The sequence below is a fragment of the Streptomyces sp. W16 genome (assembly GCF_033194735.1).
In the GTDB taxonomy this organism is placed as follows: domain Bacteria; phylum Actinomycetota; class Actinomycetes; order Streptomycetales; family Streptomycetaceae; genus Streptomyces.
Map to the genome: position 1 here is coordinate 1 of NZ_JAWOAI010001056.1, position 1,479 is coordinate 1,479.

At 73.6% G+C, this 1,479-nt stretch carries 1 protein-coding gene; it reads right to left on the reverse strand.

The features are described from left to right. The coding region (locus R6V09_RS53005; RefSeq protein WP_317888536.1) for a type I polyketide synthase at window positions 1-1,479 on the reverse strand (1,479 nt) is incomplete at both ends.

Here is a 1,479-nt window from a genome sequence, read left to right on the forward strand (position 1 = left end):
TGCGCGCCGCGAGCCAGGTCGGCGAGGCCTGCGGCTGCCTCCCGCAGCGCCGCACCGGTGTGGGCGGACAGCGGCAGCAGGTACGGCTCCCCCGCCGGCAGCGGGTCGGGACGTCGCGGGACCGACTCGGCCTCCTCCAGGACGACGTGCACGTTCGTGCCGCCGAAGCTGAGGGAGGTGACACCGGCCCTGGCGGGTCCGGCACCGGGCCAGGGGGTGAGCCGGTCGACGACCCTGAGTCCCTGTCCGGGCAGATCGAGGCGGGGGTTCTCCCGCTCGTAGTGCAGGCTCGGCGGGAGTTCACGGTGGTGCAGGGCGAGTGCGGTCTTGGCGAGTCCGGCGAGCCCCGCGACCATGCCGAGGTGGCCCAGGTTGGACTTGACCGAGCCGATCCAGCAGGGGTCCTCAGGGGCGCGGCCGGCGCCGAGTACGGCGCCGAGCGCATGGGTCTCGATGGGGTCGCCGACCAGGGTGCCGGTGCCGTGCGCCTCCACGTACCGCACCTCGTGCGGGGCGATGCCGGCGTCGCGGTAGGCCCGGCGCAGCATCTCCTCCTGGCCTTCGCGGCTGGGGGCGGTGAGGCCGTTGGTGCGGCCCTCCTGGGACGCGCTGCTGCCGCGCAGCAGGGCGTAGACGCGGTCGCCGTCGGCGCGGGCGGCGGAGAGCGGTTTGAGGACGAGCGAGACGACTCCCTCACCGAAGACGATGCCGGAGGCGTCCGCGTCGAAGGAGCGGCAGCGGCCGTCGGGTGACATGACGCCGAGCTTCGAGAACCAGATGAACATGCTGGGTGTGAGGGTCAGGTTGGCGCCGGTGACGATGGCCTGGGCGCAGTCACCGCGTTCGATGCTCCGGGAGGCCAGGTGGAGGGCGAGGAGCGCCGAGGAACAGACCGCGTCGACGGTGTAGCTGGGGCCGCGGAGGTCGTAGACGTAGGAGACCCGGTTGGCGGCGACGGCCGGGAAACTGCCGGTCGCGGTGAAGGAGTCCGCCAGCAGCGGGTGCCCCTGGTTGATCCAGGCGTACTCGGGGTGGCCGATCCCGGCGAAGACCCCGGTGTCGGATCCGGCGAGCCGGTGGCGGGCGAGCCCGGCGTCGTCGAGCGCCGACTGGGTGGTCTCCAGCACCAGTCGTTGCTGGGGGTCCATGCGCAGTGCCTCTCGGCGCGAGATGCCGAAGAAGGCCGCGTCGAAGTGTTCGGGGTCGCTGAGGAAGCCGCCCCAGCGGCTGACGGTGCGTCCGGGCACCTGTACGTCGGGGTCCCAGAAGTCCTCGGGCCGCCAGCGGTCTGCGGGGACGTCGGTGACGGCGTCCCGGCCGTCGCGGAGCAACCGCCAGTACGCCGCGGGAGTGTCCACCTGTCCGGGCAGCCGCAGGCCCATGCCGACGATGGCGACCGGTTCGCGCGGCCGGTCGCCGAAATCGCCGTGCGCGGCGCGGGAGGCGGACCGGGGGGCGGGCTGGTCGGACGTGTCGGGC